Source organism: Anabaena sp. 4-3 (assembly GCF_001597745.1).
In the GTDB taxonomy this organism is placed as follows: Bacteria; Cyanobacteriota; Cyanobacteriia; order Cyanobacteriales; family Nostocaceae; genus Trichormus.
Window position 1 is genome coordinate 56460 of sequence record NZ_LUHJ01000039.1, and the last position, 25088, is coordinate 81547.

General features: G+C 42.6%; 24 protein-coding genes. 10 read left to right on the forward strand and 14 right to left on the reverse strand.

Annotated features, from left to right (window positions below):
- Positions 1-85 precede the first annotated feature (85 nt).
- Complete coding sequence (locus A3775_RS10910; RefSeq protein WP_066381094.1) at positions 86-1453, reverse strand: N-acetylmuramoyl-L-alanine amidase; 1368 nt, start codon at positions 1451-1453, stop codon at positions 86-88.
- 230 nt (positions 1454-1683) lie between these two features.
- Here A3775_RS10910 and dnaG point away from each other — a divergent pair, with 230 nt between their 5' ends.
- From dnaG to A3775_RS10925, 3 genes are all read left to right on the forward strand, one after another.
- The gene (gene dnaG, locus A3775_RS10915; RefSeq protein ID WP_066424928.1) at positions 1684-3597 is read left to right on the forward strand and encodes a DNA primase; all 1914 of its coding nucleotides are present in this window, start codon (positions 1684-1686) and stop codon (positions 3595-3597) included.
- 128 nt (positions 3598-3725) lie between these two features.
- Complete coding sequence (locus A3775_RS10920; protein ID WP_066424929.1) at positions 3726-4931, forward strand: restriction endonuclease subunit S; 1206 nt, start codon at positions 3726-3728, stop codon at positions 4929-4931.
- Positions 4932-5212: 281 nt separating this feature from the next.
- Complete coding sequence (locus tag A3775_RS10925; RefSeq protein WP_066381099.1) at positions 5213-6355, forward strand: alanine--glyoxylate aminotransferase family protein; 1143 nt, start codon at positions 5213-5215, stop codon at positions 6353-6355.
- Between the two features lie 66 nt (positions 6356-6421).
- Here the strand turns inward: A3775_RS10925 and A3775_RS10930 are convergent, their stop codons facing one another.
- From A3775_RS10930 to A3775_RS24145, 3 genes are all read right to left on the reverse strand, one after another.
- Positions 6422-6802, reverse strand: a complete 381-nt coding sequence (locus tag A3775_RS10930; protein ID WP_066381103.1) for a type II toxin-antitoxin system HigA family antitoxin — start codon at positions 6800-6802, stop codon at positions 6422-6424.
- 11 nt (positions 6803-6813) lie between these two features.
- Positions 6814-7107, reverse strand: coding sequence for a type II toxin-antitoxin system HigB family toxin (locus tag A3775_RS10935; RefSeq protein WP_066424930.1), 294 nt, complete (start codon positions 7105-7107; stop codon positions 6814-6816).
- 276 nt (positions 7108-7383) lie between these two features.
- Entirely contained in the window at positions 7384-7527 is a 144-nt protein-coding gene (locus tag A3775_RS24145; RefSeq protein ID WP_156481599.1) for a hypothetical protein, read from the reverse strand.
- A gap of 495 nt (positions 7528-8022) precedes the next feature.
- On the opposite strand from A3775_RS24145, the gene A3775_RS10940 reads away from it, so the two are divergent.
- The gene (locus tag A3775_RS10940; protein WP_066424932.1) at positions 8023-9312 is read left to right on the forward strand and encodes a hypothetical protein; all 1290 of its coding nucleotides are present in this window, start codon (positions 8023-8025) and stop codon (positions 9310-9312) included.
- A gap of 188 nt (positions 9313-9500) precedes the next feature.
- Here A3775_RS10940 and A3775_RS10945 read toward each other — a convergent pair whose 3' ends face one another.
- The gene (locus A3775_RS10945; protein WP_369815993.1) at positions 9501-10787 is read right to left on the reverse strand and encodes an alkaline phosphatase; all 1287 of its coding nucleotides are present in this window, start codon (positions 10785-10787) and stop codon (positions 9501-9503) included.
- Between the two features lie 258 nt (positions 10788-11045).
- Here A3775_RS10945 and A3775_RS10950 point away from each other — a divergent pair, with 258 nt between their 5' ends.
- Positions 11046-12461, forward strand: coding sequence for a carotenoid oxygenase family protein (locus tag A3775_RS10950; RefSeq protein WP_066424934.1), 1416 nt, complete (start codon positions 11046-11048; stop codon positions 12459-12461).
- A gap of 115 nt (positions 12462-12576) precedes the next feature.
- Here the strand turns inward: A3775_RS10950 and A3775_RS10955 are convergent, their stop codons facing one another.
- Complete coding sequence (locus A3775_RS10955) at positions 12577-12990, reverse strand: HNH endonuclease (protein ID WP_066381115.1); 414 nt, start codon at positions 12988-12990, stop codon at positions 12577-12579.
- Positions 12987-13370, reverse strand: a complete 384-nt coding sequence (locus tag A3775_RS10960) for a hypothetical protein (RefSeq protein WP_066381117.1) — start codon at positions 13368-13370, stop codon at positions 12987-12989. The genes A3775_RS10955 and A3775_RS10960 overlap by 4 nt, the downstream gene beginning before the upstream one ends.
- A 262-nt stretch (positions 13371-13632) precedes the next feature.
- Here A3775_RS10960 and miaB point away from each other — a divergent pair, with 262 nt between their 5' ends.
- Positions 13633-14997 (forward strand): tRNA (N6-isopentenyl adenosine(37)-C2)-methylthiotransferase MiaB, encoded by a 1365-nt coding sequence (gene miaB / locus A3775_RS10965; RefSeq protein ID WP_066381119.1) that lies wholly within the window; start codon positions 13633-13635, stop codon positions 14995-14997.
- Positions 14998-15247: 250 nt separating this feature from the next.
- Here miaB and A3775_RS10970 read toward each other — a convergent pair whose 3' ends face one another.
- A complete protein-coding gene (locus A3775_RS10970; RefSeq protein WP_066381121.1) occupies positions 15248-15517 on the reverse strand; it encodes a hypothetical protein in 270 nt (89 codons plus the stop codon).
- Between the two features lie 281 nt (positions 15518-15798).
- Between A3775_RS10970 and A3775_RS23530 the strand changes: the two genes are divergently transcribed.
- Positions 15799-15981: a hypothetical protein gene (locus A3775_RS23530; RefSeq protein WP_231866988.1), complete on the forward strand. Its 183-nt coding sequence runs from the start codon at positions 15799-15801 to the stop codon at positions 15979-15981.
- A gap of 95 nt (positions 15982-16076) precedes the next feature.
- Here the strand turns inward: A3775_RS23530 and A3775_RS10975 are convergent, their stop codons facing one another.
- The 6 genes from A3775_RS10975 to A3775_RS11000 all read right to left on the reverse strand — a co-directional run bounded on the left by A3775_RS10975 (position 16077) and on the right by A3775_RS11000 (position 22439).
- Positions 16077-16514: a DUF6918 family protein gene (locus A3775_RS10975; RefSeq protein WP_066381123.1), complete on the reverse strand. Its 438-nt coding sequence runs from the start codon at positions 16512-16514 to the stop codon at positions 16077-16079.
- A gap of 253 nt (positions 16515-16767) precedes the next feature.
- Entirely contained in the window at positions 16768-17406 is a 639-nt protein-coding gene (locus A3775_RS10980) for a hypothetical protein (RefSeq protein ID WP_066381125.1), read from the reverse strand.
- Between the two features lie 264 nt (positions 17407-17670).
- Positions 17671-18777, reverse strand: coding sequence for a D-alanine--D-alanine ligase family protein (locus tag A3775_RS10985; RefSeq protein WP_066424936.1), 1107 nt, complete (start codon positions 18775-18777; stop codon positions 17671-17673).
- A gap of 235 nt (positions 18778-19012) precedes the next feature.
- The gene (upp, locus tag A3775_RS10990; RefSeq protein WP_066424939.1) at positions 19013-19648 is read right to left on the reverse strand and encodes a uracil phosphoribosyltransferase; all 636 of its coding nucleotides are present in this window, start codon (positions 19646-19648) and stop codon (positions 19013-19015) included.
- A 145-nt stretch (positions 19649-19793) separates the two neighbouring features.
- The gene (locus A3775_RS10995) at positions 19794-21008 is read right to left on the reverse strand and encodes a URC4/urg3 family protein (RefSeq protein ID WP_066424940.1); all 1215 of its coding nucleotides are present in this window, start codon (positions 21006-21008) and stop codon (positions 19794-19796) included.
- A 174-nt stretch (positions 21009-21182) separates the two neighbouring features.
- The gene (locus A3775_RS11000) at positions 21183-22439 is read right to left on the reverse strand and encodes a GTP cyclohydrolase II (protein ID WP_066424942.1); all 1257 of its coding nucleotides are present in this window, start codon (positions 22437-22439) and stop codon (positions 21183-21185) included.
- A gap of 300 nt (positions 22440-22739) precedes the next feature.
- On the opposite strand from A3775_RS11000, the gene A3775_RS11005 reads away from it, so the two are divergent.
- Genes A3775_RS11005 through A3775_RS11015 form a run of 3 tightly spaced genes read left to right on the forward strand, consistent with a single transcriptional unit; the run spans position 22740 to position 25075 of the window.
- Positions 22740-23210 carry a tetratricopeptide repeat protein gene (locus tag A3775_RS11005; protein WP_066381134.1) on the forward strand — a complete coding sequence of 157 codons (471 nt, stop codon included), beginning with the start codon at positions 22740-22742 and terminating at the stop codon, positions 23208-23210.
- A 51-nt stretch (positions 23211-23261) separates the two neighbouring features.
- Positions 23262-24323, forward strand: coding sequence for an ABC transporter substrate-binding protein (locus A3775_RS11010; RefSeq protein WP_066424944.1), 1062 nt, complete (start codon positions 23262-23264; stop codon positions 24321-24323).
- Entirely contained in the window at positions 24320-25075 is a 756-nt protein-coding gene (locus A3775_RS11015) for an ABC transporter ATP-binding protein (protein ID WP_066381137.1), read from the forward strand. The genes A3775_RS11010 and A3775_RS11015 overlap by 4 nt, the downstream gene beginning before the upstream one ends.
- Positions 25076-25088 lie beyond the last annotated feature (13 nt).

Consider the following 25088-nt stretch of genomic DNA (forward strand, 5'->3'; position numbering starts at 1 on the left):
CATTAGTCAATGGGGACTGTTGACTAATGACTGTTGACTGAGAAAGAATTTCTACCTCATCCCCCTCATCCCCAATCCCCAGTCTCTACAATCGGTTGGCGTTTAAGAATCCGGCTGATTCATAGAGACGTTTGACCATAGCTGTGATTTTTGTACCATAATCTAAATCAGCAGACCAACGTCCTGATAATTGATCCACTAAGGGAGCAACACCACGGGTAACAAAACGAAACCGAGGATCAACGACTTCATTAACTAAAGGTTCTAGACTGGCGTAGGCTTTCAGGTGTTGGATATGCGCCCTGACTCCAATTCTGGCACTAGGAAAGGAAGCTGTCTCTGCACCGCCGCCAATCGAACCTAAACCAGCAAAGTTATTTTGTTGAGGTTGAATGTCTCCGCCAAAGCGTAAAAATCCTGTTTCTAGGCACATTTGGCAAAAAGCAATGTCATAATTTACGCCCTCAATGCTGGCTTCTTCTCGATAGAGTTTTGGTAAGTCAGGAAACTGATTGAGGGCATTTTCATTGTTGTTTCTCAGAAATATTTGTAACTCAACTTCTGAGGTATTACCATTAGACATGATGCGGTCAAATTGACCAGGGCAAATGATTAAATTGGAACGTAAAATGACAGTGGTAGTTGCTCCATCCCAGCCGACAGCAACATTAAAATCTCGCAATTCTATGGCTTTAATATACACCACTTTACGATAGGTAATCCGATTAACATTAGGTGCTTTTGACAAGTCAATCCGCAACCGATCTACTAAATCAATCGGAATGTAAGAGTTACCGTTGACTAAAATTCCTTGTTCGGCGTAATTTTGGCCGTTAATGTTGATGTTGATGGCTCGATAAGTGGGTTCTGGGGGACTTCCAGGGGTGGGATCTATCACTCGACTCCAAGATGCTAACCCATCGGCAATACCTAAAGCGAAATCTCGACGGCGATTTTGTAACAATGCCCTATCTTCTGGATTGCTGAGGAAGCCGACTTGTAATAATAAAGAAGCTATTCTAATTTGCCGACAAAAGGCTAAACTGCCCAAACCACTATCTGTGTCAGGTTTTACGCCTCGGTTTGGCAGTTGCGGTACACGGCGTAATAGTCCGACTAATAGCAATTCGCCATTGCTTTTACGCTCGTTATTTGTGGCAATATAATAAACACTGGCTCCCCGTACAGTGGGGCTACTAGCAGCATCGGCATGAATCTCTAAAGCGACATCACCCCTACGCCCACGGGCATTAATCCAAGCGAGAGTACCCGCAGCACTCAGATCATCGGGAACAGACAAAACTTCAAAATTCCGCGATCGCAGTTCTGTTACAATCAAATCGCGCAACAGAATCATCTCCCTAGCTTCCGTCGTACCACCAGCGATAGAACCGGGATCAATACCTCTTGCCTCTCGCCCTCCGTGGGCTGCTGAAATAAATATACGCCCCATTTACCGTAATTCCTCTTAAAAAAATCAGCCTCAGCAATTCTATAGAATATTCTTCCTTGGGCAACAACAATATAATATCCATCAGGAGCGATTCAACATTGATTTTTTGCTATTTCTCCCAATGTCTTAAGGAAGGATGAGGGCAGGGGAGGCAGGGGAGGCAGGGGAGGCAGGGGAGAAAAACTAATGACTAATGACTAATGACTAATAACTAATGACTAATGACTAATATGCAAATTCCTCGCTTGCACCCAGACACAATTGAAGAAGTTAAACAGCGTGTTGATATTGTTGATGTGGTATCAAACTACGTAGTTTTGCGTAGGCGTGGTAAGGATTTTGTGGGGTTGTGTCCTTTCCATGATGAAAAAAGTCCTAGTTTCACGGTTAGCCCCAATAAGCAAATGTATTATTGCTTCGGCTGTTTAGCTGGGGGGAATGCTATTAAATTTTTGATGGATTTGGGTAAGCAATCTTTCGCTGAGGTGGTGTTAGATTTAGCACGGCGTTATCAAATCCCTGTGCAAACTCTTGCACCAGAACAACGTCAAGAGTTACAGCGTCAGTTGTCTCTACGTGAACAATTATATGAGGTTCTGGCTTCGGCGGCTCAGTTTTATCAACACGCTTTGCGCCAATCCCAAGGGCAAGGGGCGATGCAATATTTACGAAGCGATCGCCTCCTCAATGAAGCTACTATCCAGCAGTTTGGTTTGGGTTATGCGCCCCCAGGTTGGGAAACTCTCCACCGCTATTTGGTAGAGGATAAGCATTACCCGGTGCAGTTGGTGGAAAAGGCGGGATTGATTAAACCGCGCAAGGAAGGAAACGGATATTATGATGTATTCCGCGATCGCTTGATGATTCCTATTCGTGATGTACAAGGGCGAGTTATTGGCTTTGGTGGTAGAACTTTAACTGATGAACAACCGAAATATTTGAATTCACCAGATACGGAATTATTTAATAAGGGTAAAACTTTATTTGCATTAGATGAAGCTAAAGCCGGGATTTCTCAACTCGATCAAGTGGTGGTTGTAGAAGGATATTTTGATGCGATCGCTCTCCATGCGGCGGGTATTAATAATGCTGTTGCTTCCCTTGGTACGGCGTTGAGTTTGGAACAAGTCAGGCTGATGTTACGTTACACTGACTCTAAACAATTGGTACTCAATTTTGATGCTGATAAAGCCGGAAATAACGCCGCATCAAGGGCAATTGGGGAAATCGCTGATTTAGCTTATAAAGGTGAAGTTAAACTAAAAATTCTCAATATTCCCGATGGCAAAGATGCGGATGAGTTTTTGCGTTCTCATAGTCGAGAAGATTATGACCAATTATTAGCAAATGCGCCTTTGTGGATAGATTGGCAGATTCAGCAAATTCTCAAAGACCGGAATTTAAAACAAGCTACAGATTTTCAACAAGTTACACAAGAAATAGTTAAGTTACTCAAAAATATAGTTAATAGCGATACGCGCAATTATTATGTTTCTTATTGTGCGGAAATCCTCAGTTTAGGCGATGCGCGACTCACACCTTTAAGAGTCGAAAATCTCTTAACTCAAATCGCTCCAACTGCGGCTACATATTCTCAGCCTGTACCTATCAAGAGAAGCGATAATACTAGAAAAGTTTCCCAAATTCCCACCACAGAAAAAAGTCTTCTGGAACAAGCTGAGGCTTTGTTACTGCGGATTTATTTACATTGTCGGGAACAGCGTCAAGTGATTATTGCTGAGTTAGAAGAACGGTGTTTAGAGTTTAGTCTTTCTCATCATCGTTTTTTGTGGAGTCAGATTTTAGAGTTGATAGAGGTGGAAGTTGATTTAATATCGAAGTTACAAGATAGATATTTAGAATTAGGTGAAGATGTCAGCTTAATTTCTCATCTGTTGCATTTGAATGAGATAAATAAAAAAGAATTGATTCGGACTCCTCAAGTTGTGCAAGCTGCCCTGGCTTGTATGCAAAGGGTGTTAACAGAAAAACGTTATCGTCACTTTTTTGAACTGTGGCAAGAAACTGATCACGAGGCTGAACCGGAAAAATGGGAGTCCTATTATAAAGCTTTTTATGCGGAAAAGTTGAAGCTTCAGGAGTTAGACGAACAGCGTAAATTCTCACTCACTGATTTGGTTTAAATCTGATTAATTGATATCTGTTTTTTTCTCACGCAGAGGCGCAGAGGCGCGGAGGGGATTTTTTAGATGTTGCGAGTTTTTGAGGATGTGTTTCTAGTGGGTTTCTTTGTGTTAGAGGGGTGGTTGAGATGAAACATCAGTTTCCTTCTGATTGGACTACTAGCCCATTTAGGAATGTAGCTGAGGTCATTACAGGTACAACTCCCTCTACACAATATCCTGAGTATTACGGTGGTTCTGTGCCTTTTGTTGGGCCAGCAGAGCTAGGTGGAGCAGAACCCGTTACTCAAAGCTCTAAGTGGTTATCTCCTGCTGGGGTCAAGCAAGCTAGACTACTTCCTGCTGAATCTGTCCTAGTATGCTGCATTGGTGCAACCATTGGAAAAGTTGGCTTTGCTGGTACAGAGCTAGCAACTAATCAGCAAATAAATGCTTTGGTTTTCAATAAAAGCATCATTTGTCCTAGATATGCTTTCCATTATTGTCGAACACTAGAATTACTAATTCGGCATTTGGGAGCATCTACAACGTTACCTCTCTTACCTAAAGGACGTTTTCAAGAACTTGAAATTTCCTTTCCTCCCCTCGAAGAACAGCGTCGCATTGCTGCAATTCTCGATAAGGCTGATGATGTTCGCCGGAAACGCAAACAAGCGATCGCACTCACAGAGGAATTATTGCGATCGGCCTTCTTGGAGATGTTCGGCGATCCTGTGACAAATCCCAAAGGGTGGAGAACAGATAATTTAGGCAACTTACTAGCTGAACCACTTCAAAATGGAGTTTACTTTCAAAAAGAATGCTATGTAGAAGATGGCACTGGAATAGAGATGATTCACATGTCGGATGCTTTCTACGGTGTAGTTAAGCGAGGTAATCTGAAACGGGTTGCTGCAACATCAGCAGACATAGAAAAATATGGACTTAATTCTAATGATGTGATTGTTGCCAGGCGATCATTAAACTATGAAGGCGCAGCAAAGCCTTGCTTGATTCCAGTGGATCAAAAACCTTTAATTTTTGAGTCAAGTTTAATTAGAGTGAGAGTGAATAGAGATATTCTAGACCCTATCTTTTTGTTCTCGTATATGTTGCAGCCACAAGTTCGTTCAGCTTTTGTTTTCCCTCATGTAACTAAATCAACAATTTCTGGAATCAATCAGGCAGGATTACAACGGGTTCAAATCTTAGTTCCCCCAATTTCTATTCAAATAAATTACAGAAAGCTTTATGAGAAGGTAACTTCATTTAGAAATGTGTACGAAAGAGACTTAAACATTGCAGAAACTTTTTTCAACTCCCTACTACAAAAAGCCTTCCGGGGGGAACTGTGAAAACCCCTCTCCATAGCTTGCTTCCCGTAGGGTACCTCTCCCCTACAAATGTAGAGACGTTGCATGCAACGTCTCTACAACCCCCATTCCCTGCCTTGCGGCACGCTGCGCGAATGTAGGGAAGGGGGGCTGGGGGGGTTAGGTTTGAGAGAATTTGGAGTTATTGAAAAACAGGGGTAAGACTATTTCTTACTGTAGAGACGTTGCATATAACGTCTCTACATCATTTATGTGGTGCAACTTCAGAGAAAATTGGTATAAGGATAATATACGCGAAAATTATGACTCAGACAATTTCCATAAATGATAATCAACGCTTACAACTCCAACCCCTAGACATTCCCACCCGGTTACTATTAGGGCCAGGGCCTTGCAATGCACACCCGGACGTATTGCAAGCCATGAACACCGCCCCAGTCGGACATCTTGATCCGGCTTTCTTAGCACTGATGGATGAAATTCAATCCTTACTGCGCTACGTTTGGCAAACCGACAACCCCCACACCATAGCAGTCAGTGGTACAGGTTCAGCAGCAATGGAAGCGACAATTGCCAATGCAGTAGAACCCGGTGACGTGGTATTAATTGGTGTCATGGGTTATTTTGGTAATCGTCTTGTGGATATGGCGGGAAGATACGGCGCAGATGTCCGCACCATTACCAAACCTTGGGGACAAGTATTTACATTAGCAGAACTCCGCACCGCTTTAGAAACCCATCGTCCAGCAATTCTCGCCTTAGTTCATGCAGAAACATCCACAGGTGCGCGTCAACCATTAGAAGGAGTCGGTGAACTCTGTCGTGAATTCGGGACTTTGCTACTCGTAGATACAGTTACCAGTTTAGGAGGTGTCCCCATATTTTTAGATGCTTGGGGAGTAGACTTAGCTTACAGTTGCAGCCAAAAAGGTTTAGGATGTTCCCCTGGTGCTTCTCCTTTTACCATGAGTTCCCGCGCGATGGAGAAATTGCAAAACCGCCGCACCAAGGTAGCAAACTGGTATTTAGATATGAATTTGTTAGGTAAATATTGGGGGAGTGAACGAGTTTATCATCACACAGCCCCGATAAACTTATATTATGGATTGCGGGAAGCATTGCGTTTAATTGCCGAAGAAGGATTAGCTAACTGCTGGCAACGCCACCAAAAGAACGTAGAATATTTGTGGCAACGCTTAGAAGAGATAGGCTTAAGTCTGCACGTAGAAAAAGAGTACCGCTTACCTACTTTAACTACAGTTTGCATTCCGGCGGGTGTAGATGGAAAAGCCGTTGCACGTCAACTACTCATAGAACATGGTATTGAAGTCGGTGGTGGTTTAGGTGAATTAGCCGGGAAAGTCTGGCGTGTCGGGTTAATGGGTTACAACAGTCGCCCAGAAAACGTTGACAGACTCATCACCGCATTACAGCAGGTTTTATAACAGTTTTTCGCTAATTAACACTGTGTAGAGACGTTATATGCAACGTCTCTACAAGGTGATACAAGTTCAAGCTGAGTTTTTCATGAGAGAATAGGGTTGAATCAAAACCTCAGCCGGAATTCCGAATTTTTGATATATACGTCGAATCATCTCTAGTGTTAGTGCTTGCTGACGATTCAAAACGGCACTAACTTGTTCACGACTCCCAATCACAGATTCTAAATCCTGACAAGATAGCCCACGAGATTCAAGATAATATAAAATTGCTTCTATTGGATCTGGTGCTGTGATGGGATAATGTTGTTGTTCGTATGCTTCCACCAGCGTCGTTAAAACTTCTAAGCGATCGCACTCTGGAGTATTAGGTGCTGCATCAAATAATCTGGCAATTTCATCAAGCGCAGCACGATAATCAGCTTCAGTGCGGATGGGACGGGTTTCCAGCATATTATCTTACCTCAAATTGTTGTCGCGTCTACGTTATCGTATTCCGAGTGCGTTCCTACAAAGCGGATAAAAATAATCTTAATGTCATAACGAACGTGAACAACTAAGTGGTAATCATTGCCTTTGATATTCAAAACAACACGATTATTAGCAATAATACTGGCGTTGCGATAGATAGTTTTGATATCTGTGGGACTATTCCATTCTGCACGAGAAGCTTCATCATACCAAGCTTTAAGTGAATGTTCGGCATTGGGATGTATTTCCCAAAATTCCCGTAAAGTGCTACGGGCAATGATTCGCATACCAGTATGATGTTATTGTAGTAGAAAATTTATGTAGGGTGGGCATTGCTAGAAAATTGCTAACACCCAAAAATTAATGTTGTCAGCAATGCCCACCTGACGCTGATTGGGAACAGCGCAAGATATCACACAATCAGATGTTATTGCAAGAAAAAGCCGGCAAATAGCAAGGGTAAGAGAATCAACCCGGAGATAATTAAAACTAGAGTTGCTGGTTCAATTTTAATGATGTTGTTTTTTGGTTCTGACATTGGCTAGCTGTTGAGTGTGAAAAACTTATTTCTTCCCAGGTAGTTTAGTACCCATTTCGGTTAACGCCGAAAAGATGAGATAGATAATTAAAATACTAACACCAGCGAAAAACGCTAGTAAATCGTTATCCATAAAATTGCAGGCGATCGCGCTGTTCAACAATAGCATTGTCTCACAAAAAAGTCCGCTTGCGCGGACTGAGGGGAGAAGGGTCAAATGATCAACATTGACTATGAGATTGTTATATCAGATCCAACAGTGCTAACAATTGTTAACACCTTCTGCTTGCTTCCTGCTGGCAGTGTCGGCACTCACCAGTCTGGAAGCTGAAACGACCTATCCAGCCGCTATCATTTATTGTTAGCAATTAGATCAATAAAATCAAGACTCATGCTACAAGAATAGAGACAGAATTAGGATAATTATGTCTGGTAATTTAATCATTCTCTATCTTTTTAGAGTCTCACATAATATCTGTTGTTTTTTGTCAATATCCAAAAGAAGTATTTATATAAATTAATTTTCAATTTTCAGCTTTTATGTAACATAAAGTTGATAGTTAAGAATTTTTTATAACTTTAGTATGGCTGTGGTCTTGTTTAACTGGAAAATAAAGAATTGAACAGCTATATTTTCAGTTTAATCAAGCCATAAAAAAATATTATGGAGAAAATCAATATACCTTCAGGCTTTCAAGATTTACCAAATTTTAGTTTAATAGCCGCTTTATTAGGTCGCCGTTCTCGACGCTTTTTTATGGGTGCAGAAATTCCAGATGGGGTATTTGCTTACAAATCCCATCATGAAGTTTTACCTCTGTCGGAATTAGAGAAGTTACTTGTGGTGACGGCTTGCGGCGGTAATACTAGCTGGCACAATATGATTTATCGCGCCCAGAGATATGCGCCTTACCTTTCTAATTATGCAGGTGCGGCTAGCGGGCGCACATTTCCCTCGGCGGCTGGTTTTCATTGTAGTCAGACTTTCTTTACTGATGACGAAGGGGTGTATGTCTTAGAAAATCGTGATGCGCCGGCTTGTGCTGAACGAGATGAAGATGGTTCCCTTGATTTAGAAACAGTGCTTGATACCCTCAAGAGTCAAATCAAAAAAATCCAAGATGGGCGTTTAGGCTTACCGCCACAAGTACCTTATGTAGAACCCCACAACACTTGGGTAGTGAATCATCCTGGTACCCTCCTAGTCATTCCTGTGGGTGATTTAGCACAACATACCCTTGCGGGAATGTGCTATTACCTGCAAAATGGTGTAGTTTTTCGTGATGATATCAATGGTAAATCTATACCCGGACTAGATAAGTACCGTCAGCTAGCCGATGTCGATAATCCCCTACCCTTAACGTTTCTCGAACAGTGGTCTATGGCTGAACTCACAGCAGAATTAGCTACAAGCTGTTACGCGGGAACACTGATGTTGCAAGCGATGGGACTAGGTGGATGGATGTTTAACGGGGTTGATCCTTTTGCCTTGCTGGGGGCTAGTGGTGATGCAACAGTGCCGGGGTTAGGATTTAGATATGATACTGATGAGCGTTGGCCTTATCCCAATCCTACAGGATTGACAGGAGTATTAGAAGGATTTTGTCCGCCCCATTATCCTGATATGCGTGCAGCAGTAGAAGCATTATGCGATCGCAAATTTAATCTTGGTGGGCCGTTCCATCATGATACACCAGGCCCTTGGCAAAATTCCGCCAAAGTGCGATCGGCTGCTCAAGTCCATAGCGAAGAATTTCGGGAATGTGTAGCTTTACAAGCTCAATATGTTTATGACACCTTTGGTAAATTCCCTGGAACAGTTCCTTCAATTTTCGTAATTACTTATCTCCAAGCGCATCATCTAGACTTGGAGTTTTATGACAAGTTCTACAAACCCGGTGCATATTTGCCCACCCATGCCAACCATATCGCTAATTGGCATCCTCAAGGCTGAATTTCGTGGGGAACGAGGAACGGGGAACAGTGTAGTAGCTTGGCAAGCCTTAAATGTTGCATTAAAACTCTCTTGTGGGATAAGCTCTCTAGCCCATCCGGTGCAGGCTTCTAGCCTGCACCACAAGAACTATATTTTTGCATTATTTTAGCCTTGCCACGCCAACAACTACAACCAAGCTAATTTTTCTAGTGGTTTGTTAGCTGTTTACCAAAGAGGGTGCGGTACATCAGACGATAAATGTCAGTATTATCGACTGTCGTAGGCAAGAGTTGAGCATTCATCCCATGCGCCTTAGCGATGATTGCTCCTGTATTATCGCCGAAACCAGACCAGGCGATCGCAAACGGAAAGCGTTTTCCTTGTTTATCTGGTGCCGCAATAAACGGTAAGCTACCAGTTCCATCTTTACCATCCCACGGTGCGCCATTCTTGCCTCTTTCTGGTAAAGGTTTGTCAAAAGGAAAATCTTTCTCTGTGACTCCCACCACTTCTAAACCACCTGCATCACTATCGGCGGCGGTGACTAACAAGGTGTTAGGGTTTTGCTGAATAAAATTCATCGCCACCCCCACCGCATCATCAGCACGTTTGATTGCTTCTAAACAACCAACAGCATTATTAAAGTTACAGAAATTATCACTACCCTCTTCTTCCAACACAATTAAAAAACCATTGCGCCTTGCAGACAACAGTCTTAAAGTCACTTGTAACTGTTCGGCGACTGTCGGCGCACTCTGCACATACAACGGTAAACCCTGCTGTTTTAAATTTTCCTCTGTGGTGTCGTTGTAGGTGTCATCGGCGGCAAAAATTCCTAAAACTTTTTTGGTGTTGGTGGGTAATTTCAGCAGTTCATCACGGGTGTAAACCACAGTGTAACCCTTCTGTTTTGCCAACTTTACCAAATTAACGCCATCGGTGCGTTGACTTTGTTGGGCGGTGCTGTGTCTGCCGGCTGTGCCTTTGGGAAGATACCACATTTCACCACCACCTAAAATCACATCTGCACCAGACTCAACTACCTGTTTAGTGATGTCTGCAAAGTTGCGACGACTGGGTGACTTAGCGACAAACGCCGCCGTTCCTGGTTCGTGTATCATCCCAGAATTGATGATAGCAGTTGCCTTACCTGCGGCGATCGCTTCCTCCATAATTGTCTGTGGTTTTCCAGACAACGCCACCACAGGTTTACCAGTTTCATCCAACCCAAAAGAGTCAGCATTTACCTTCACCCCCGTAGCGTGAATTACCGCACCACCGTTAGAAGTCGCCGTCAATTGATTTTTGATATGTCCCAAATAGACACCCAGGTTAGACATCTTATCCCAATTCAGTCTTCCATCCGGCCCTTGATAAAGCATTCTCGCCGCACCCCAATGCGCCGCACTTGTACCATCAGGATGAATAAATATCACATTACCAGGGCGGGAAGTGCTAGCTGATAACTGTGGTGTAAAGATTAAGGTAAGCATTACAGCCACAATTGCAATAACAATTATCTTGTGATTAATTAGCTTAAGCATAGTTATTAGTCATTAGTCATTAGTCATTAGTCATTAGTCATTAGTCGTTAGTCATTAGTCATTAGTCATTAGTTTTTCTCCCCCTGCCTCCCCTGCTCCCCTGCTCCCTCATCTCCCTCATCTCCCTCATCTCCCCCAGTCCCCAGTCACCAAACTTATTAGCTGTACTATGGACTTGAAACTGAGGATTGATACCAAAATATTTATATGCACACACTCGCGCAAAAGTCAACCAAAAAAGCCTGGTCAGGTGCAGTAGCTGAACCTGCAAAAGAATTTCCTCTTACCCAACTGCCTGTTATCTTCGGTAAAATTCCTGAAGGTTTACGTGGTACACTCTACCGCAATGGCCCAGCCAGACTAGAACGGGGTGGTATGCGTGTCGGACATTGGTTTGATGGGGATGGAGCAATTTTGGCTGTCCATTTTACTGATGCAGGTGCTAGTGCAGTTTATCGTTATGTGCAGACTACTGGCTACCAACAAGAAACCGCCACCGGGAAATTTCTCTACGGTAATTATGGCATGACTGCCCCCGGTGCGATTTGGAATCAATGGCTCAAACCAGTCAAGAATGCTGCTAATACTTCAGTCTTAGTGTTACCTGATAAACTCTTGGCATTATGGGAAGGTGGTAAACCCCATGCTTTAGATTTGCAAACTTTAGAAACTTGGGGAGAAGACAGTTTAGAGGGTTTAACTAATGGCTTAAACTATTCTGCACATTATAAGCAAGACCCGCAAACTGGAGAAATTTTTAATTTTGGTATCACTCCGGGGATAAATGCCACACTGAATGTTTACAAAAGCAACTCTACAGGTAAGATTATTCAAAAAGCTGCATACCCACTCAATGGTGTGCCACTGGTACATGATTTTGTCTTAGCCGGAAAGTATTTAGTATTTTTCATCCCACCAGTACGGTTAAATATGCTACCTGTATTGTTAGGGATAGATGACTATAGTGATTGTTTAAAATGGCAACCAGAATTAGGTACTCAAATTATTGTGATTGAGCGGGAAACCTTATCTTTAGTGAGTCGTGGAGAAACAGAACCTTGGTATCAGTGGCATTTCGGTAACGGTTATGTTGATGATACTGGGGCGGTAATTGTCGATATCGCCCGTTATCAAGACTTTCAAACTAACCAATATCTCAAAGAAGTAGCCACAGGTGAAACTCATACCCCGGCTGAGAGTACACTGTCACGAGTGACGCTGAATCCCCAAACTGGTAAAGTTACAGCCATTGCACAATTATTAGATAGACATTGTGAATTTCCGAATGTACCTCAGCCCAAGGTTGGGCAAATGTGGCGTTACACCTATATGTCGGGTTTTCGCCAAGGTACAGATATCAGCCAAGAAATATTAAACGCGATCGCTCGTTTCGATCACAAGACGGAAACTCTCATCGAAGCCAATTTGGGCGAAAATCGCTATCCTTCCGAACCCATACCTGTAGAAGATTGGGTGTTAACCGTGGTCTATGATGGTAATCGCCATTGTAGCGAAGTTTGGATATTTGCAGGCGATCGCCTAGACCAAGAACCAGTCTGTAAACTACAATTACCCAGCGTCATCCCCCATAGTTTCCACGGCACTTGGAAACCCTTGAAATAGTGAGTAGGTAAGTTATTAGGGTGCGTCAGTATCAATATTTTCTTGGTATAGCTAAGGTTTCTTGTACTGACGCACCCTACATTTTGGATATTTTTTTATCAGAAGTCCCTAAACTCTATGGATATTGTCCTTGACTCATCAAAACTTGTCGTTGCAGCACACGACTAGGAACATTAAACTGAAGTAACCTTGCAGTTCCTTGAGCAACTTGAGTTTTCCCTAAAATTCTTGCACCTTCAATATAAAAATGTTCATCCCAAACCTGAGAACGGGGATTAAATAAAGGAATAATTTCTTGATTAATTGGGTCTATAGTAGCGAAATCAGAGCCTTTATGACGATTGCAAGATAAACATGAAAGAGCCAAATTATCAGCCGTAGTTTCACCTCCATGTTTAACAGCAATAATATGGTCTACTTCGTGAGAGTAGATTGAGAATTTTTGATTGATTAAACAATATTCACAACGTCCAGAAGCTCTCTCTATTACCAGCTTACGTAGTTCTCCCCTACTTGAATTAGAACTCATTTACTTAATTCTGAATAAGCTCTTGATTTTAGTAAACCCATCATAAAATCTAATTGCTCATAAATATCTAATTCTGCTAATTCTGACTGGTCAATTGTAGCATAACGGTTTTTTTCTAGTAATTCTTCTAAACGTGTTTGAGCTTGAGGAGAAACCTTAAAATTAATAATTTGTGCAGGGGTTGGTTGCTGAATTAAAAAATCAATAACTTCTTGATAAACTGGGGGAATATCTGGATTTTCAGCTTTGACTATTGGCTGGTTATTGATTGGTGAATTAGCAATATCTAGCAGTTGCCAAAGCAATTCAGGTAAATTATTTTGTAATGGTTCTAAACGTTGAGCTAGTTCATCAGAAATCTGAATAGTTAATTGTGCCATAGTGATTGTTAATCGGCTCTATCTGGCTTGCCTCATATCGTAATTATAAAGGGTAGGTTGAAACCCCTCGCTTTTAAGTTTCTTGTAGGGTGGGCATTGCTGGCAATTTGCTCAACTCCTGAGTTTGACCTTGTTGGCTGTGCATCTCCTGACGGCTTGTTGTCAAACAACACTTCCTCAATGCGGTTGAATTTCGCATACACTAATACAATAGAGAAGAACACAAAGCATCTTTAACATCACGCTAACTCAGCAATTCCCCATGACCACTTCTAAACGCCGCTATCACATTACTACTTTTGGTTGCCAAATGAATAAAGCCGACTCAGAGCGCATGGCTGGCATCTTAGAAGACATGGGCTTTGAGTTTTCCGAAGATCCCAACCATGCAGATGTCATTCTCTACAATACCTGTACGATTCGGGATAATGCCGAGCAGAAAGTCTATTCTTACCTCGGCAGACAAGCCAAGCGCAAACACGAACAGCCAGATTTAACTTTAGTTGTGGCTGGTTGCGTCGCCCAACAAGAAGGCGAAGCCCTACTACGGCGAGTCCCAGAGTTAGACTTGGTTATGGGGCCACAACACGCCAACCGTCTCAAAGATTTACTAGATTCGGTGTTTTCTGGTAATCAAGTTGTGGCAACTGAGCCAGTCCACATTATGGAAGATATCACCCAAGCCCGGCGAGATAGCACTGTCACAGCTTGGGTAAATGTGATTTATGGCTGTAATGAACGCTGTACTTATTGCGTAGTCCCCAGCGTGCGCGGGGTGGAACAGTCCCGCACACCAGAAGCTATCCGCGCGGAAATGGAACAGCTAGGACGGCAAGGTTACAAAGAAATTACGCTACTTGGTCAAAATATTGACGCTTACGGACGCGATTTACCCGGAGTAACTCCAGAAGGGCGAAACCTGCACACCTTCACAGATTTACTCTATTATGTGCATGATGTACCGGGAGTTGAGCGCATAAGATTTGCTACAAGTCATCCTCGTTATTTTACGGAGAGGCTAATTAAAGCTTGTGCAGAATTGCCAAAAGTCTGCGAACACTTCCATATTCCGTTTCAGTCTGGAGATAACGAAATTTTAAAAGCAATGGCGCGGGGTTACACTCACGAAAAATACCGGCGAATTATTGACAAAATTCGGGAATATATGCCTGATGCGTCGATTAGTGCGGATGCTATCGTCGGTTTCCCTGGCGAGACAGAAGCACAGTTTGAAAATACGTTGAAATTGGTAGATGATATCGGTTTTGATCAGTTGAATACTGCTGCTTATTCGCCCCGTCCGGGTACACCTGCGGCGTTGTGGGATAATCAGTTAAGTGAAGAAGTGAAAAGCGATCGCCTACAAAGATTAAACCATTTAGTGGCAATCAAAGCAGCCGAGCGATCGCAACGTTACCAAGGACGCATTGAGGAAGTCTTGGTAGAAGACCAAAACCCCAAAGATCCAACCCAAGTCATGGGACGCACAGGCGGAAATCGTCTGACATTTTTTACAGGTGATATCAATCAACTAAAAGGGCAATTAGTGAAGGTGAAAATCACCGAAGTTCGCGCTTTTAGCTTGACTGGTGAACCCGTAGCAGTGCGAGAAGCAATTTCAGTTTAGAAACGGATTGAGTATCGCCTACTCAATCATAAAACAGCCAAAAAAACAAGCGATCGCCTACTGTGAGTGATACAAGCAAAGACTCTCACACTCACAGCCAGGCAATTCTTGATATGGTTAAAAATGAGTAAAAATAATTATCTGTGATCAAGACGCAATCAGCCATCAAGACCATGATTTCAAAAATGATTTTTGTTGGCTCACATTGATGATTTTATTAACCCATTTTTGGATATGTGAATTTAGATTACTAATAATCACAAAAGTTATCTAATCTGATATCCCGCCAAATATCAGAAACTTGCCACCCAGAATTACAAACTGATTGAACTAGAGGATAATCTTGTTGGGGAAGATAATTTGGTGTGCTGGCGGCAAGAGATAAATTTGATTGTTCTTCAACAACCGACTCAGGAACATCAACAGAAGCAGCTAGAAGATTTTCCTCTTCGGCTTCCTCCATCATCTTCATCTTCTCCATCAGGATTTTTTCCGATTTTTTGATGAGTCTTATATCCATTTGATTTTCTCAGTGTGAAAGATTGACAGAAAAAAGAGAATCCCAACAGTGATTTTTGAAGAGATAATAAAATTCTTCAAGAATCATCAGATAGATCCGTAAGAAACTTTTATGAAGTCAGTGTTGAAAAAATACCCAAGGAAATCTAGGATACAGCAAATCTATGAAAAACAGGTAGTGTTTTCCTTGTAAATTTTTTAAATTTAAGATAAAGAATTACAACAAAGCTACTCTACTTGACGAAAACGCCTAGGGATATCAGCTAAGGAGTGTTTACCAGAATGCTATCTCAGACTATGTGCTATGACTGTGCTTTTCATCTCCAGGTGCAAGGCGGAATAGAGTGTATTCATCCTGAAGAAATCGGGGTGAACTGTGATACTGTGGTTTTTTGCAGTTCATTCCAGCCGTCACAACCAATTGACAGTCCTTGTGTTGCCTTTGGCAACGATGATCAAGAATAACAGTTGGAGAGTCAACACAGCGCAAACTTGATAGTAGTTTCTATGTTGATCACTATCAGATGGCTGTGATGCTCAACTGTCCTGTTATTTGTTAATTATGCTTTTGTATAGTTAGAAATTACTTTGGCTAAGTCTGGTACTGCTTCTTCTACGTGTTGTTTAGCTGAACCGCGCAGTTTTTCATAAGTGCTACGTACAATAGCACGCTTAGTAGTCTGAACCCGCTTATCTGTGACACTCAGCAGTGCATCTGCTGTCAGAGAACGTTTGGAAATCAGATGTTCGACCGGATCACCTTCTTTTACGCCCTCACTCCAAATCGGATCAATTGCCGTAAAGCATTGTGGTAACAACTGCTCAACAACATAGGGAATATACCCAGGCTTGACTCCTTTTAAGGCTGCGAAGGCTGCTTTTAGTGCCATCCCACCAATACCTGACTTAGCAGCAAGTTGATTGTCTATCATATTGCAGCAGTCATCTACAACCATTGCCCTTTTGTTAGCGTCTAAGAGTCCGTCGCTCAGTGCCATTTCACTCTCCTCAATTTCACGGTGCTGGATGTTTATTCAACCAACTTTCCTTGGTAGCAGGAAATTACAGAAAATAGTATCAGAGCGAGGGTCAAAATTCAGAGATTTACACTAAAACAGTATTTTTGCTTGACTTTTGTGTTTTTTTTGTGAATTTTATTCTCCACTTATACACCAAAATAGTACAAAAATACGCAAAACCGGGAAATATTTGGAAAATTTCCCGGTTTTGCTGGTTGAATTACTCCTGAAATCACTGTAAAAAGGTAGACAAAGAATTATATCTACGGATATCCATCAAGTCTGCCAAAGACTCTTTGTTGTTATCTATGATATAGTTATTTTCTGCTGGCAAAACTGTCACCAAAGGCTCGTTGATAGCTTTCCTTGATGCAATGGGCTGCAAAGGTTGTACTCGTGCCACAGTTGGTTGATGCTTGCGAGTCTGTGACACTAATCTTTGATGACGGATGGATTGCTGTGAAGCCCTAGCAGCAGGGGCGTATTTTCTTTGCAGTTTTTGCCGCTTGCTGGGCGGGTTAACTAAACGCAAAATTACCCAACAACCACTGCTACAAGAGAGGGCGATCGCCATTATCATCCATAAAGGTAGAGGATTGGTAGGATTGCTACCTTCAGGGTTGGTTGTAATTGGTGCTTGCACTACAGCCGGAATTGGTTCCGAGTCTAATTTTTCCACATCACCCACATGAGTCAGGTTATACAGGGCAAGGGCAGAAGTTCCCAAAAATGCTGTAAATAACCCGGTTAATAACAGCCAAGGATGACGCGTCAGCAGAGTAATGAAAATATTTGAGCTACTTTCTTTCGGCTCTGCTTTGGGTCTTTGTACCTGGGTTAGCTCATGCTGTATGCTTTGACTGTTTTCCATGATCCCTTACAGATTATTTCCCCTCTAGTCCCTAGATTGTACTAAACGGGTCAGCTAACAGGTATCCGTAGGCAATTTTGAGAAGCTAGTAGCTTTTTTGTGGTACATAAGCTACAAAATTTGATTTTTTGCCTAAAATTAATCTTTTTGGGATTCACGGAAATAGTCATTAGTCATTAGTCATTAGTTATTAGTCATTAGTCATTAGTCATTAGTCATTAGTTTTTCTTCCCCTGCTCCCTCCGCTCCCCCTGCTCCCAGTCGCTATTCACTGGTGTTGTGTCTTTCTAATGCTAGTTGAATCAACCTATCCACCAATTCGGGAAAGGGGATACCGCTATGATTCCAGAGTTGGGGATACATACTGGTAGCGGTGAACCCTGGTAGGGTGTTGATTTCATTAATCAACACTTCTCCTGTAGCTTCTACGTAGAAAAAATCTACTCTGGCTAACCCGGCTGCATCCACGGCTGCAAAGGCTTGCAACGCCATGTCCTGAATTTTACGGGTGATTTCGTCTGGTATCACGGCTGGAATCAGTAAATCTGCCTTGCCCGGAGTATATTTTGTTTCATAATCGTAAAAGTCGCTGTTGAAAGAAATCTCTCCAACGACAGACGCTTGAGGCTGGTCATTACCTAAAACGGCACATTCGACTTCTCTGGCAATAACACCGGCTTCTACAATGATGCGACGGTCATAACTAGCAGCATTATCTAACGCCTGTTCTAATTCTTGCCGCGATCGCGCTTTACTAATCCCCACCGAAGAACCCAGGTTAGCAGGTTTGACAAAACAGGGATAGCCCAATGCTGCCTCGATTTCATCACACAATTTCGGAAATACACAGGGATTTGACCATACTTGCGCTCTGGTTATGGCTTTGTATTTGACTTGCGCTATCCCGGCTTGCTCAAAGGCCATTTTCATGGCTATCTTATCCATCCCCATCGCCGAACCTAAAACACCAGAACCCACAAACGGCACTTGCATCAAGGTAAGTAACCCTTGAATTGTGCCGTCTTCACCATTAGGGCCGTGTAGAATGGGAAACCATACATCTACTTCCGCCACTTGCGGGGGTGATTGCCAACGCTCTAAAGCCTGTTGTTGGGCGTGAGATAAATCATTGGATTCTGAGGATGTGGAGTTTTGCGGGTTGGATAAAGGTACACCAGATTTCAGCACCTGTTGGGATACTTCTCCCGCTAACCAACGCCCATCTTTTTGAATGTAAAAAGGCAATACTTCATATTTATTGACATTTTCCTCGGCACTGAGGGCTGTAGCGATCGCCCGTGCTGATTTTATAGAAACTTCATGTTCCCCAGAACGACCACCAAATAACAATCCCACCCGCAGTTTAGTCATGTGTTAGTACCTTTTCACGCCTGACGCAGATAGCGTATCACATTTAGGGATTGGGGATTGGGGACTGGGGATTGGGGACAAATCAATTCAAAATACCCTGCGGGAAGGCTGCGCCTACAAAATTCAAAATTCAAAATTCAAAAGTTTCTGGGGAAAAATCTCCTCTGCTCCTCCGCTCCCCTGCTTCCCCTGCTTCCCCTGCTCCTCTGCTCCTCTGCTCCTCTGCTCCCCTGCCCTATTTCGTGCCGAATAAGCGATCGCCAGCATCTCCCATACCGGGGATGATGTAGCCGTACTCGTCTAAATATTCGTCAATGGCTGTAGTGTAGAGAGGAACATCAGGATGCGCCTCACAAAAATGCTTGACTCCTTCTGGTGCTGCGAGTAAGCAGACAAATTTAATTGATAAGGGATTGGTTGATTTGAGTCGTTCTACAGATGCGATCGCAGTATTACCAGTTGCCAACATCGGATCTACCACAATCATCTCTCGCTGCTCAACGTCGTGGGGAACTTTAAAATAATATTCCACCGGAATCAAAGTCTTTGGGTCACGATATAAACCAATGTGTCCTACCCTTGCCGATGGTAATAACTCTAACATCCCATCTAAAATTCCCTGTCCTGCCCGCATGACTGAAACTAACACCAATTTTTTATCAGGTGCTAATACAGGTGCATTCATTGTGGCTAAGGGCGTTTGAATTTCTTCATATTTCAGGGGTATATCCCGCGTCACTTCATAAGCTAAAAGTAAACTAATTTCTTTCAGCAGGTTACGAAATTTCTTTGTGCTAGTTTCAGCCTTACGCATCAGCGTTAGTTTATGCTGAATTAACGGATGTTCAATAACTGTTACTTGATTAGTCATTAGTTATTAGTTATTAGTTATTAGTCATTAGTCATTAGTCATTAGTTATTAGTCATTAGTCATTAGTCATTAGTCATTAGTCATTAGCTTTTCCCCTCCGCTCCCCTGCTCCCCTGCTCCCCTGCTCCCCTGCTCCCCTGCTCCCCTAAAATACCGTGCCATCGCTATTAATTTGAATTGGCGGTTTACCTCCTGTTCTTAGTTCAGCCGCAATTTTTCTGCCTGCTGTCCATGTTCCGCCTTGCAAGATTTTGGCTAGGGGTAATTCTTGGGGACTCATGCCTAATTTTTCTCTGATTGTGTCGGCTATTTTATCTAATAAAATTACAGTTAAAGCTCGCCATTCGATAATAATTTCTGAGTCTACTGCATACGTCGTCTGTAAAATCTCTGGATTTTTGAGAATAATTAATCCTAAATCTAGACATAAACCCCCATTCCGATATTCTGGTAATCCCGTCAAAGCGTCTAAATTAGTGATAGTTAAACCTAATTCTTGCAATGGTTCTAATAAAGAATATGTTAACCATTGGGAAAGTTTATGAAATGGTACTAAACCATCATCACTAATAGCAGAATGAAACCACACATCACCAAGATTTACCCCAGCCATTGTTAATCTTCCCGGCCAAATATTACTAAATCCCTCTAAAACAGCATTTAACACAGTGGTTGCTGCTAACTGTCCATTTTGGGATTTGCTCACTAAATAATTTACTAAATTCCCCGGTCGGGGGTTGCTTTCACCAAAGAAATGTGGTAATGAGACTAAGACTTGACCTAATTTAGATAATAATTGCGATCGCCCGGCAATTCCCACCAATGGATTTTCAGTATTGACTTGAAAACCTGAAGCTAGTTCTGCTGCTGTCAATGTTTGTAATCTCATAGCATCGACTTGAGGTAAACCATTACTGGCAAAATCCCCCCGACAAAACATTTGCAAACTAGCAATCGCCAACCCTTCCGAACGTCCCAAACTCAGCCCCGTTTCCTGTTCTTGATAACGCCAAGTCTCACCAGCACCAGCATCCAATAACACGCTAATAATTGCCAAGTCAAATTTAGCAATCGCTTTTTCCCTAGGAGTTAATCCAGCCAACTGTGCGTCTAACTTAGCTAAACGTGGTACACCCTGCGCCTCAAAATGTCGCCAACGGCTATGAAAAGGAATTTGCAAATCAGGGTACTCATTGCGTATGACTGCAATCACATAGTCTGCTACCCGTTCCAACTGCGTTAAATCACAAGCGAAATAACGAGACTTACCCGCATTCACCATAGTAAATATTTGCTGGCAACGCTCCCGAATAGCCACTGGGGAACGAAGATATGCAATTAATGTTGTTTCTGTTTCCACTCGTCAACTCCTGATAGGTGAGGGGGTAAGGGAGCAGGGGAGCAGGGGGAGCAGGGGGAGCAGGGGAGCAGAGGAGATTTTTCCCCAGAAACTCTTGAATTTTGAATTTTGAATTTTGTAGGCGCAGCCTTCCCGCAGGGTATTTTGAATTGATTTGTCCCCAATCCCCAGTACCTAATCTAAAGAACGCCCCTTTACCTCGGCTAAACCATCGGCTTCTAAAACATCGCCTGTGGTGTAGTAACCCGCGGCTTTTTTCGCCTCGATTTCTACCCGTGCATCTTGGGGAACTAAATCATCTGGTATCGGTACACGTTCCACAATTTCAATACCTGCCTCAGTAATAGCGTTGTATTTCATGTTACTCATGGACACCATGCGGTCGATGCGGGTAATACCCAACCAATGCAGCACATCGGGCATGAGTTCTTGGAAGCGCATATCTTGGACACCGGCAACGCATTCGGTACGGGCAAAGTAGGCATCGGCGCGATCGCCTCCTTCCTGTCGCTTGCGGGCATTGTATACTAAGAATTTGGTGACTTCTCCCAAGGCGCGTCCTTCTTTGCGACAATAGACAATTACACCTACACCACCAGCTTGGGCTGTTTGTACACAGACTTCAATCCCATGCACTAAATACGGGCGACAGGTACAAATATCTGAGCCGAACACATCAGAACCGTTACATTCATCGTGAACGCGCACCGCTACAGGTTTGTTTGGGTCGGTAATGGCGGCGATATCCCCGACAATATAAACAGTTAAACCCCCTATTGGTGGTAGAAATACTTCTAAATCTGAGCGTGTCACCAATTCTGGGAACATTCCCCCAGTTTGCTCAAATAAGGCTCGGCGTAAGTCTCCTTCACTAATACCAAAGCGTTTGGCAACTCCTGGTAAATACCACACAGGCTCAATGGCGGCTTTGGTAACGACTAAATCACCTCCTGGCTTCATAATTTTGCCATCTACTTGCAAGCGTCCTTGATTGACTGCTGCTTGCAGTTCTGGCATATTAATGTGAGCTTTTGTGATGGCTATCGTTGGGCGGATATCGTAGCCTTGTTGATAATAAGATGTAAATACTTCGGGTGCGATCGCACCGAATGGATCTAAAGAAACTATTTTATCAGGGTCAGCCCAACTGGGATGCGGGCCTATCTGCTCAACTGGTGATGTATTGGTAAAATCAGGACGATAATCTGATTGTAAAGCTCCACTCGCCACCGCTAAAGCACGATACACCGCATAACTCCCCGAATGAGTGCCAATCACATTACGATGTGCTGCCTTCGTCAACGTCGCAATAATCGGGCCTCGCTGCATCGGCTCGGCTGCTCCCCACTGAATAGGGATAGGCTTAGGCCCGAAGCGGCTAGGATGAGATGTCAGAACAATATGCCGGGAAACACTGTTTTGCTTTGGCATAATTACTGGTTTTTGTGATGTTTTAATGAACTAATAGTTACCGAGCATTTATCATCTAGCTACAGATAGTTTTTAGTTTTGCAAGATTGGTATTTTCATCATCCATTATGGACAAGTTTATATACTTAAGTACGTTTTTATAGTATTACTTAATACAAAAACTCACAAATCAAGTGTCAAATTGAGGATTTTGGATACAAAATTTTTACGATGATTTTAAAAATCAATTAACCATTTTTGAGAAAAACTTGATACCTTAATACAAGGAGACAATTACTTAAATTTGCCAATTGAAAATTCATGGATTCTTTATTAATCAACTCCTTACTTGAAGATTTGAAAAATCCTGATGCTTTAGTCCGGGAGCAAGCAACAAAGAAACTCTGGCGGATTTGGTTTCAGCAAAAGGGAGTTTACGGGCTGGAAAAAATTGACAAGAGCCAAAAATTACTGGATGCAGGTAATACCAATGAAGCCGAAGAAATTCTGAGCGAATTAATTAAAGAACAACCTGATTTTGCTGAGGCTTGGAATCGTCGAGCTTTTCTCTATTACAGCCTAGGCGAGTATAAAAAATCTCTAGCCGACTGTCAGATGGTGATTCAGATTAACTCAGTACATTTTGGAGCGTTGCATGGCATGGGTTTATGTTACGCCGCTCTCGGCAAGTACAGCCAAGCCATCAAAGCCTTCAAACGAGCTTTAGAAATTCAGCCATACTCTTTAGTAAATCAAAAATTAATTTTAGAATGTACATTCAGACTCAGCTAGCACAGCATAGAGTTCTGATTATTACCTCACTAGAGGGCATTCTATTATTGTATGAATCTGTCACCATTTCTATCAACAGCTATTCCAGGCCTTAGCCGCCGTCGGTTTCTTCAGTATAGTGCTATTGGTTTAAGTAGTAGTCTGTTTGCTGCTTGTACCGAGAATAACCAAGCATCTACATCTAACTCTGGGTTAGATCAAGTCACCCTTGGGACAAACTGGTTAGCCCAAGCCGAACACGGGGGATTTTATCAAGCCATTGCTACAGGTATTTATAAAAATCACGGTTTAGATGTTACCATCAAAATGGGGGGGCCACAAGTACCGAATGGTACACAGCTGTTGATAGGCGGTGCGGTAGATTTTTTCATGGGTTACGGCATTGATGCAATCAACGCTGTAGCACAGGGAATACCTAAAATTACAGTAGCAGCAATTTTTCAAAAAGATCCCCAGTGTCTCATCGCCCATCCCAACACAGCTAAAACTCTTGCTGATCTTCAAGGCAAACCTATTTATGTGTCTGCGGCTGCTAATGTAACTTATTGGCCTTTATTGAAGGTTAAATATGGTTTTACAGACGAACAGAAGCGTCCCTATAACTTTAATCCGGCTCCGTTTTTAACCGATAAAACCTCTGCCCAACAAGGTTATATTACTTCTGAACCCTTTGCCATAGAAAAGCAAGGCGGTTTTAAACCAACAGTATTTTTATTAGCAGATTATGGTTATTCAACTTATGCTACTACTATTGAAACCAAGAAAGAATTAATAGCAAAAAACCCTGATTTAGTTCAGAGATTTGTTGATGCGTCTATTAAAGGTTGGTACAGTTATTTTGAAAATCCCCAACCAGGAAATCAATTAATTAAAAAAGATAATCCCGAAATGTCAGACGAGCAATTAGCTTATGGTCTGGCAAAACTCAAAGAATATGGGATGATTATATCTGGAGAAGCCGAAACTCAAGGTATTGGTGCCATGACTGAGCAGAGATGGCGATCGCTCTTTGATAGCATGGTTAATGTCGGGCTTTATCAACCTAATCTCAACTATCAAGCCGCTTTTACCTTACAATTTGTCAATAAAGGCGTAGACTATTACCAGTCATGAGTAACCATCAAGCTATTACACTGACTCAGGTAAGCAAAGTTTACAGCAACGGTACTGTCGCCCTGCAAGACTTAAATTTAAACATTGCCAAATCGCAATTTGTCAGCTTGGTGGGTGCTTCCGGTTGCGGTAAAAGTACAGTCTTGCGGTTAATAGCTGGACTGGGGCGCGTCAGTTCCGGTACTATTGACTGGGGCATCACACCAGCACAACGCCAACTCGCGTATGTTTTTCAAGATGCTGCCCTGATGCCTTGGGCTACTGTGCAAGAGAATGTCCGTCTACCTTTAAAATTAGGGGGAATGTCGCCGCAAAATTCCCAGACTTTAGTACAGCAAGCGTTAAAACTTGTAGGTTTAGAAAAGTTTGAACATAGCTACCCCCGTGAGTTATCCGGTGGCATGAAAATGCGCGTCTCCATTGCCAGGGCTTTGGTAACTCAGCCAAATATCTTATTAATGGATGAACCATTTGGAGCGTTAGACGAAATTACCCGTAGTAAACTCAATAGTGATTTACTCAATTTGTGGTTACAACATCGTTGGACAGTGGTGTTTGTCACCCATAATATTTATGAAGCGGTATATTTATCAAATCGAGTGCTAGTCATGGGGACAAATCCCGGACGTTTGGTAGCAGATATCAAGATTGATGCAGCTTATCCTCGTGGTGAAGATTTTCGCACATCTTTATTGTATAACGAATATTGTCGGCAGGTTTCCCAGCATTTAGCAGCCGCTATGAGATTTTGAACCACTAATAACA

Coding starts and splice junctions, on each gene's coding strand:
- A3775_RS10910 (WP_066381094.1), bottom strand. CDS start 1,453: ATGGGGCGTATATTTATTTCAGCAGCCCACGGAGGGCGAGAGGCAAGA.
- dnaG (WP_066424928.1), top strand. CDS start 1,684: ATGCAAATTCCTCGCTTGCACCCAGACACAATTGAAGAAGTTAAACAG.
- A3775_RS10920 (WP_066424929.1), top strand. CDS start 3,726: ATGAAACATCAGTTTCCTTCTGATTGGACTACTAGCCCATTTAGGAAT.
- A3775_RS10925 (WP_066381099.1), top strand. CDS start 5,213: ATGACTCAGACAATTTCCATAAATGATAATCAACGCTTACAACTCCAA.
- A3775_RS10930 (WP_066381103.1), bottom strand. CDS start 6,802: ATGCTGGAAACCCGTCCCATCCGCACTGAAGCTGATTATCGTGCTGCG.
- A3775_RS10935 (WP_066424930.1), bottom strand. CDS start 7,107: ATGCGAATCATTGCCCGTAGCACTTTACGGGAATTTTGGGAAATACAT.
- A3775_RS24145 (WP_156481599.1), bottom strand. CDS start 7,527: ATGCTATTGTTGAACAGCGCGATCGCCTGCAATTTTATGGATAACGAT.
- A3775_RS10940 (WP_066424932.1), top strand. CDS start 8,023: ATGGAGAAAATCAATATACCTTCAGGCTTTCAAGATTTACCAAATTTT.
- A3775_RS10945 (WP_369815993.1), bottom strand. CDS start 10,787: ATGCTTACCTTAATCTTTACACCACAGTTATCAGCTAGCACTTCCCGC.
- A3775_RS10950 (WP_066424934.1), top strand. CDS start 11,046: ATGCACACACTCGCGCAAAAGTCAACCAAAAAAGCCTGGTCAGGTGCA.
- A3775_RS10955 (WP_066381115.1), bottom strand. CDS start 12,990: ATGAGTTCTAATTCAAGTAGGGGAGAACTACGTAAGCTGGTAATAGAG.
- A3775_RS10960 (WP_066381117.1), bottom strand. CDS start 13,370: ATGGCACAATTAACTATTCAGATTTCTGATGAACTAGCTCAACGTTTA.
- miaB (WP_066381119.1), top strand. CDS start 13,633: ATGACCACTTCTAAACGCCGCTATCACATTACTACTTTTGGTTGCCAA.
- A3775_RS10970 (WP_066381121.1), bottom strand. CDS start 15,517: ATGGATATAAGACTCATCAAAAAATCGGAAAAAATCCTGATGGAGAAG.
- A3775_RS23530 (WP_231866988.1), top strand. CDS start 15,799: ATGCTATCTCAGACTATGTGCTATGACTGTGCTTTTCATCTCCAGGTG.
- A3775_RS10975 (WP_066381123.1), bottom strand. CDS start 16,514: ATGGCACTGAGCGACGGACTCTTAGACGCTAACAAAAGGGCAATGGTT.
- A3775_RS10980 (WP_066381125.1), bottom strand. CDS start 17,406: ATGGAAAACAGTCAAAGCATACAGCATGAGCTAACCCAGGTACAAAGA.
- A3775_RS10985 (WP_066424936.1), bottom strand. CDS start 18,777: ATGACTAAACTGCGGGTGGGATTGTTATTTGGTGGTCGTTCTGGGGAA.
- upp (WP_066424939.1), bottom strand. CDS start 19,648: ATGACTAATCAAGTAACAGTTATTGAACATCCGTTAATTCAGCATAAA.
- A3775_RS11000 (WP_066424942.1), bottom strand. CDS start 22,439: ATGCCAAAGCAAAACAGTGTTTCCCGGCATATTGTTCTGACATCTCAT.
- A3775_RS11005 (WP_066381134.1), top strand. CDS start 22,740: ATGGATTCTTTATTAATCAACTCCTTACTTGAAGATTTGAAAAATCCT.
- A3775_RS11010 (WP_066424944.1), top strand. CDS start 23,262: ATGAATCTGTCACCATTTCTATCAACAGCTATTCCAGGCCTTAGCCGC.
- A3775_RS11015 (WP_066381137.1), top strand. CDS start 24,320: ATGAGTAACCATCAAGCTATTACACTGACTCAGGTAAGCAAAGTTTAC.